This window comes from Arthrobacter terrae (assembly GCF_015708085.1).
Taxonomy (GTDB): Bacteria; Actinomycetota; Actinomycetes; order Actinomycetales; family Micrococcaceae; genus Arthrobacter_M; species Arthrobacter_M terrae.
The window spans coordinates 102,980-110,545 of sequence record NZ_JADNYM010000016.1 but is presented as its reverse complement, the minus strand read 5'-3'; the positions used below and the strand labels follow the sequence as shown (position 1 = coordinate 110,545).

The 7,566-nt window shown below is 63.2% G+C and carries 7 protein-coding genes; 2 read left to right on the top strand and 5 right to left on the bottom strand.

What is annotated here, in order from left to right:
* Positions 1 to 839: hypothetical protein (locus IV500_RS13435; RefSeq protein ID WP_230854935.1), on the bottom strand; the 839-nt coding region annotated here is incomplete at its 3' end.
* 308 nt (positions 840 to 1,147) lie between these two features.
* On the opposite strand from IV500_RS13435, the gene IV500_RS13430 reads away from it, so the two are divergent.
* Entirely contained in the window at positions 1,148 to 1,903 is a 756-nt protein-coding gene (locus tag IV500_RS13430; protein WP_196397312.1) for an SGNH/GDSL hydrolase family protein, read from the top strand.
* Positions 1,904 to 1,994: 91 nt separating this feature from the next.
* Here the strand turns inward: IV500_RS13430 and IV500_RS13425 are convergent, their stop codons facing one another.
* From IV500_RS13425 to IV500_RS13410, 4 genes are all read right to left on the bottom strand, one after another.
* Complete coding sequence (locus IV500_RS13425; protein ID WP_230854933.1) at positions 1,995 to 2,753, bottom strand: MgtC/SapB family protein; 759 nt, start codon at positions 2,751 to 2,753, stop codon at positions 1,995 to 1,997.
* Positions 2,754 to 2,884: 131 nt separating this feature from the next.
* The gene (locus IV500_RS13420; RefSeq protein WP_196397311.1) at positions 2,885 to 3,883 is read right to left on the bottom strand and encodes an LLM class flavin-dependent oxidoreductase; all 999 of its coding nucleotides are present in this window, start codon (positions 3,881 to 3,883) and stop codon (positions 2,885 to 2,887) included.
* A 130-nt stretch (positions 3,884 to 4,013) separates the two neighbouring features.
* Positions 4,014 to 5,027 carry an FUSC family protein gene (locus IV500_RS13415; protein WP_196397310.1) on the bottom strand — a complete coding sequence of 338 codons (1,014 nt, stop codon included), beginning with the start codon at positions 5,025 to 5,027 and terminating at the stop codon, positions 4,014 to 4,016.
* A gap of 71 nt (positions 5,028 to 5,098) precedes the next feature.
* Positions 5,099 to 5,803, bottom strand: coding sequence for a ferritin-like fold-containing protein (locus IV500_RS13410; protein WP_196397309.1), 705 nt, complete (start codon positions 5,801 to 5,803; stop codon positions 5,099 to 5,101).
* A gap of 140 nt (positions 5,804 to 5,943) precedes the next feature.
* On the opposite strand from IV500_RS13410, the gene IV500_RS13405 reads away from it, so the two are divergent.
* Positions 5,944 to 7,467 carry an RNB domain-containing ribonuclease gene (locus IV500_RS13405; RefSeq protein WP_196397308.1) on the top strand — a complete coding sequence of 508 codons (1,524 nt, stop codon included), beginning with the start codon at positions 5,944 to 5,946 and terminating at the stop codon, positions 7,465 to 7,467.
* Positions 7,468 to 7,566 lie beyond the last annotated feature (99 nt).

Here is a 7,566-nt window from a genome sequence, read left to right as displayed (position 1 = left end):
GCGGCCGCCGCACAGATCCCCCGGATCGCCGTCGGGTCAGTGTCCTGCACGCCCGTGAAAAGCTCTCCCAACACAGCGAAAGGCCCATTCGCGTTCGCGGACACCGCAGCCAACGGCGGCCCCGCCGCAGCAGCCGCACAAACCAGGGCGATCAGGATCCGGCTCTCCCGGATCGAGGCCGCCGGCACCGTCCTGATCGAGACGGACCGATACATCACCTTCCCCACCACATATCCCGCGACCGCCGACGCCAGCAACATGATCGTGATCATCGCCCCGTTAAACAAGACCATGGTCCCCAGCAAAATGAATCCACTCACCCGCCAGCGACGCCGCCACATCGTGCCCAGCGACGCCGTGGACGCCATCGCAGCCCCCACCACCGCCAGTGCGGGACCGCCGAACCCGGTACCAGCCAACGCCGCAGCCCAGTCAGGAAAAGCGAACGACACAGCGCCCGCAACAGCAAAACCGCCCAGAACCCCCGTCAGGTGACCCGCCACCAGCGCCACAGCAAACCGGGACGTCCCCAACTGCCGCTCCGCGAAAATCCCCAGCCCCAACAACGCGGCAGTAGTCCACAGATACGTCCCCAGATCCGGCGCCCACAGCAGCGACAACACCACCGACCACGGATGGGAACCCGACGTCGAGGGATTCGCCAGCACCGCGCCCGCAAGATGGCCCCGCGGACCCCGGCTGACGCTGGTGGTCCCCAACGCGACCGCCCACATCAGCACCAGCAACCCAAACGTCAGCGGTGCATGGCGCACCCCATCGAAGGTCATCTCCGCGAACCATATCCAGACCCGGCGCCCGGCACTAAGACGTTCACGCACGTTCCGCGTCAAAAGTCTTTCCCCTTCGCCTCAACGAACGCCGCCCGGACGGACGCGCGCCTCACCGGTGAAATAGTGCACGAGCTGACACTCTACCTTCGGACATATTCCCTGAGAGGACCCTGAGACCTCCATAGCAGAGGATCTCCAGGAGAAAACGGAAATCCATCTCCTGTCAGCTGCGTGACTCCTTCCACGGGCCCACCACGTGGTTGCACGGGTAGGGACCGTAAAGTTACCGGTGTAGGCAGAAAGCATCCATCTCCAGGGTAGGTCCGACCCTCCAAACACTAATCAGGATGGCACCAGTGACTACAGAAGGACTCCTGCACTGCGGAACCATAGCCCGTAAAGCTGACCGTCTGCGCCGCGTCGCAGGGCCGGTGCTTGCGTGTGTGGTGACCACGCTGGCTCTTTCCGGCTGCTCCTCCCCACCCGCTCCCGTAGTACCCGAACATCACCGCATTGTCATTATTGGAGATTCACTGAGCACCGGTTACGGAACTTCTCCCGCAGATGCTTGGCCCAACCTCATCAATAACGACCCGGCGTTTCATCAAGGCCGCCCGGACCTGATCAATGCTGCGCAGAACGGCAGCGGCTACGTCAGCGTCGGAGACAATAATTCGACCTTTGGCACTCAGGTCACCGAAATGGTAACGGCCGAAACACGATTGGTGGTCTTCTTCGGTTCCGAAAACGACATCGGGGTTCCGCCGGCGCAAATCGGTGCCGCCGCCTCCCAGGCATTCGAAACGGTCAAAAACATTGCACCGCAGGCAGCCATCCTCGTCGTTGGACCACCCTCCTACACGCACAATCCCGAACCCGAACGAGTTCAGGTCCGGGACCAGGACAGGACAGCAGCCCTCCAGGCAGGAGCACAATTCGTCGATCCCATTGCCGACGGCTGGATCATGGACAACGCCGCTGAGCTGATCGGACCGGACGGGGACCACCCCAGCACAGCAGGACAACACTTCCTTCAAACTCAGATGGAAAGACTCATCGCCCCACTAATCCCGCAAAACCCGGTTTCGGCACCGCCAACGCCGACCCGGTAGGAATCCAAGTGACATTAGATCCGGCAAATTTCTGGACGGTGAACGGGAACCGGGCGGCTGGTCTCGCTGTACCTAAGTGCCGCCCCTGAGGCTATTCGGCGTCGTCGTCGATGGACAGGCCACGCACCCCGGCCACAGAACCGAGCCGATGGGTCAACACGCTGATCGGCGTGGTGCCGTTGATTTCCAGTTCCACCTCGACGGTGACGTCCCCTGCATCCGTCGTGCCGTCGTCGGCCGTCGGCGTTTTACCCAGCACCCGGGACAAGGTGCTGTCCTCGCCGGCGCGCGTGGTGAATCCCATGATCGCGAAACCAAGCTCGGTGCACGTGAGCATGATTACCCGCAAGGCACCGATCCCGTCCAGATATGTGACGTGGATGACGTGCTCGTTCAGATTCCCCAGCCTGGTGCGGCTGACGATGAATGGGTAGAGGAACACCACCAAAAAGTGCGCCAGCGTCACAAAGACAGCGGGGATGATCAGGCCGGCTCCTGCAGCGGTACCGACACCAGCGGTCAGCCAGATCGACGCCGCCGTCGTCAAGCCGCGCACCTTGTTCCGGCGGACGAAAACCAGACCGGCGCCAATGAAGCCGATGCCGGAGACTATCTGCGCGGCGACCCGGGACGGATCCAACCGGACCAGGTCCTTGACCAAAACGTCGTCAAAGCCGAACTTACTGACCACCATGAACAGCGCCGCGCCGGTGCCGACCAGCGCGTGCGTCCGCATTCCCGCGGATTTGCTCTTCAGCTGCCGCTCGAAGCCGATCGCGGTGGATAACAACAGAGCGAAGGAAAGGGACAGCAGTTGCGTTCCCCAGAGCGCTGCCGATGAACCGATCAATTTCCCGCCCTTTTCATTTTTGCCGCCAGTTCCGTCCTACCGACGTGACAGTAGCATGGCGCCGGCCCGGCCATCATGACGTCCCGCCCGCAAAATGATGCGTGGCGGGACGTCATTTCACGGGAAAGCCGTCATTTCCCCGGCGCAACCGGCACAAGTCCCGCAACCTCGGCCAACAACTCGTAGGAGCGCAGCCAGCTGTCCACACTGCTCGCCTGGGTGGCCACAATGAGCTCGTCCGCCTGGGCCACTTCGGTGAAGTCATCCAGGTACTCCTTCACTTGGGCGGGCGTCCCGACGGCGGAATATCTGGCCATCTGCAGCACCTGATGCCCCGCCGGGGATTCAAGCAGGAGGTCCGCTTCCTCGTCGGTAAAGGTTTTACCCTGGCCCACCATCTGGGCAATTCTGTTGCGTTTACCGGTCAGGAACTGCTGCTGCGCATCCTCCTCGGTATCGGCTGCGATCACATTGACACCGGCGATGACGTACGGCTCGGCGAGTTGGTCCGAGGGCTGGAACTCCCGACGGTAAATCTTCACGGCATCTTCAAGAGCATTGGGCGCAAAGTGCGAGGCAAACGAATACGGCAGTCCCAGTGCTGCAGCGAGCTTGGCACCGAACAATGAAGATCCCAGAATGTACAGCGGCACATTGGTGCCCCGACCGGGTATTGCGTTAATGCCGGGAATGCGGGTGTTGCCGGTGAGGTACCCCTGCAGCTCCATGACGTCCTGCGGGAACGTGTCTGAGGACATCGGGTCCCGGCGCAGGGCACGCATGGTCTTCTGGTCACTTCCCGGTGCCCTGCCCAGTCCAAGGTCAATGCGCCCCGGGTGCAAAGTTTCCAAGGTTCCAAACTGCTCGGCAATGGTCAACGGAGCATGGTTGGGCAGCATAACGCCGCCGGCACCGAGCCTGATCTTCGTCGTATTCGCCGCAACGTGCGCAATCAGTACACTGGTGGCCGAGGAGGCAATGGTCGGCATATTGTGGTGCTCCGCGTACCAGATCCGCCGGTACCCCCAATTCTCCGCGTGCTGCGCCAGTGCCACGCTGGCTTTGAAACTTTCGGCGGTTTCTCCCCGTCCAATATGGGCAAGGTCGAGGATGGAGAGGGGAACAGTCATGGAGAAGGGACCTTTCGTTGGGATACGCGCCGGCGAATCCGGTGGGCTCCTTAGTTCTAACCGCCGGCACGCCCGGCATATTTCACGCGGCGGACGCTGGGTGCGGCGATGGCCGCTGACCGGCGGCATTTCAATTGCCGCGCGGCCGGTCCCGCAGCAGGAGGGCGACTGCGATGCCCACCGCCGCACCGATGCCGGTTTCCACGGCCCGCTCCAGCATCAAAAGTCCCACATTGCCCGGCTGCCCCAGTTCCGTCATCAGCAGCGCCAGCGGCGTGATGAAAAGCAGGGCCAGCCCATAGTGCCGGGCGACGAATATTTCCGCCAGGAACTGCAGAACCACCACCAGCAGCACCACTTGCCATGGCACCAGCGACAGCAGCAATACCAGCCAGAGCACCACCAGTCCTGCCAGCGTGCCCAGCACCCGGTGCAATCCTCGAATCACTTGCTTGGCCATATCCGGCCCCATCAGCGGCACGGCGGCGCTCACCATCGCCCAGTAGCTGTGCCCCACCCCGGTGATCGTCGCCAGCGTACCCGCTGCCGCGATGGCCAGCGCATAACGCACCGCCTGCAGCCGGACGGCACGCCAGTTGACCGGCCGGCCTGCCGTAGCCACCCGGGGTCTTGACGGTCTGCGCAGTCCACGACGGATGAACCAACCGGAGACGCCGACGACGACGGCCAGCACCACGGGCAGCGCCGTGGTCAGCAGCGGTACCGTAAGCGGGACGGCCAGGGGAATGTAGGACGTGGCGGCGAAGGCAAAGATAAAGAAGAATGGGCCGACGGGTCCGAGCCGGAGACGCTCAGCGGCCACCGCACCGACTGCTCCCACCGCCGACGTCGTTGCGATGATCCACCACGGCGCTGCCCCGGCCAGGGAATTGAGTGAGCCGAGCGTTACGGCCGCAAGGATCAGGAGGCCGGCCTGCAACTGATGCACCATCCTAAGCCGGTAGCTTTCACCGCGGCCGAAGACCCCGGTGAAAGCACCAAAAACGGCATAAATCGCAAGGTCCGAACGCCCCAGGGACAGCAGCACCAGCAGCGGCACGGCTACTCCAATAGCGCACCGTAACGCAGGATAGTGGTCATCCCGCGCCGGTCCCAGCCGAAAGAACTCGCGGACTACCGCCATCTGCGTCTACCGCCTTTCGCTCGATGGACATTTTCCGCCGCCGCCAGGCATCGGCAGGGAAATTTCCGGCTTCAGGCTGTCAGGCCCAGCTGGCTCATCCGACGGGAGTGATTCTTAGTCAGCTGCGCCATCAGCGTACTGACCTCGTCGCGCGCGGCCGGAACATCGTCGTCGGCCATTAGCCCGCGCAGAAAGGTGTGTTCGGTACCCACCTGCCGTGCCTGGGTCAGCACCTCCGCGACCAACCGTCTGCCCCACAAGGCCAGCCGGGAAGCCAGCCTGGGATCGTCGGTCAACATTTTCTTCAACCGATCCTGCAGCAGCCTGCCGGACTCGGCATTCGTCTGGACCGCTGCGATGATTTCGCGTGTACGTGGGTCCAGAAACTCACTGATCGCACGGTAGAAGTCCTCGGAAATGGCATCGACTACGTATGCCTTCATGAGCGATTCGTACCAGTCAGCGGGCCGGGTACGGTCATGGAAAGCGTCAACAGATGTTTGGAACGGGCGTATCGCCAACTCCACGTCCATGTTCATTTCCGCCAACCTGGCCCGGACCACCTCAAAGTGCTCGAACTCGGCCACTGCCATCCGGCCCAGCGCAGCGCGGTCATGCAGCGTGGGTGAATACCGGGCGTCCGAGGACAACCGCTCAAAGGCAGAAAGTTCTCCATAAGCGATGACGCCCAGGAGGTCTACGACAAACTTGTCATAGCGTGCGTTCAGCTCACCGACGGAGACGTTCGGTGCGGACTCACCCGGCGGAATACTCATAGAACCTAGGGTAACGGGTCCGGTACGCTACCGGTGGAGCGCAGGTCCAGCCGCGCGGCGGGGCCCTCGCAGCTAGCGCCGTCGCCCTACCCACCCGCGCAAAAAGCCGCGCGGCGGGGCCCTCGGGCTAGGCTTGGCAGGTGCCATACTCTCACATTGACGTGCACTCCAGTGCAGCGCAGCAGCAACTTGCCCTGGCGCTGGCGAACCTGAAGACGGAATTCAAGCTTCCGCAGAGGTTCAGTGAGGAGGTATTGGCGGAAGTGAGCGCCTCAATTGCCGGCCATCAGCTCCCCGAACTCGATCTCACAGCGCAACCATTTCTCAGCATTGATCCGCCGGGCTCGATGGACCTGGACCAGGCAATGTTTCTGGAGCCGTTCAGCGGCCAACAACCAACCCCGGGTGAGGCGTCCGGCCCGGTGCCTGCCTATTTAGTGCACTATGCCATTGCGGATGTCCCGTCGTTCGTTCCACCAGCCGGTGCCCTGGACTCGGAAACCCGGCTCCGCGGCCAGACGGTGTACACCCCTGACGGCCGCGTACCACTTCATCCGGCGCGCATGAGCGAGAATGCGGCGAGCCTGCTGCCCGGCCGCATACGGTCCGCGTTTGTGTGGCGGATTGCCCTGGACGACGCCGGCGAGGAGGTCTCGACGACGGTACGGCGCGCAGCAGTCCGGAGCGTGGCACGGCTCGACTACGCTCAGGCACAGGTCATGATCGACGACGGCTCCAGCCCGGTTTCAGGGACTGTGACCAGCGCTGCCATCACCCGAACGCTGGGTCTGCTCAAGGAGATCGGGCTTAAGCGCATTGAGCTGGAGCACAAGCGCGGCGGGGCAAGCCTGAATGTTCCCCGGCAGGAAGTGGAGTTCGACGGCGACCGGTACAAGCTGGTGTTCCGGCCGGCGCTGCCGGTTGAAGACTGGAATGCACAGATCTCCCTGCTGACCGGGATGGCCGCCGCGGCGCTGATGCTCGACGGCAAGGTCGGCATCCTGCGAACCATGCCGGAGCCGGATGCGGCGTCGGTGGATCGGTACCGGCGGCAGACCGTGGTGCTGACGAAACCCTGGCCCATGGACATGCCCTATGGCGATTATCTGCGCTCCCTGGATACCTCCGATCCCCAGCAACTTGCCCTCATGCATGCGGCCACGGCGCTGTTTCGCGGAGCGGCTTACACACCTTTCGACGGCGAGCTGCCGCAGCACAGCGTTCAGGCCGCGGTTGCCGCACCGTATGCGCATACGACCGCGCCGCTGCGCCGGCTGGTGGACCGGTTTGTGCTGGCGATCTGCTCCGCTCTGAGCGCCGGTGAATCCGTTCCGCAGTGGGCCCGCGACGCCTTACCCCAGCTGCCGGCCATTATGATGGCATCAGATCAGCTGGCCAACAAGGTGGACAGGGCCGCCATTGACACCGTTGAGGCTGCAGTGCTGAGCGCGCATGTCGGCGCCGAGTTTGACGCCGTCGTCATCAGCGGGCCCAAGAGCAACGGTAACGGCAACGCGCATGCCAGCCCCAAGAGCATCATCCAGCTCAAGGATCCTGCCGTTTCGGCATATTGCGCGGGCGCGCTGGAACCCGGCACCAACGTCCGCGTACGGCTGCTGCAGGCGGACATCAGAACACGCACCGTCCTCTTCACAACCCTCTGAGGACCCTCTTGCGTCGCTGGGGCGTCATTGGGAGAGCGGAAAACGGGCGGAAACACCGTGAAACCCCGGCCGACCGGTTAGACTGGCAGTGTAGACATG

Bases quoted from the DNA above. Each gene is read 5' to 3' on its own strand.
- IV500_RS13420 (WP_196397311.1), bottom strand. From the start codon at position 3,883: ATGACTGTTCCCCTCTCCATCCTCGACCTTGCCCATATTGGACGGGGA.
- IV500_RS13415 (WP_196397310.1), bottom strand. From the start codon at position 5,027: ATGGCGGTAGTCCGCGAGTTCTTTCGGCTGGGACCGGCGCGGGATGAC.
- IV500_RS13410 (WP_196397309.1), bottom strand. From the start codon at position 5,803: ATGAGTATTCCGCCGGGTGAGTCCGCACCGAACGTCTCCGTCGGTGAG.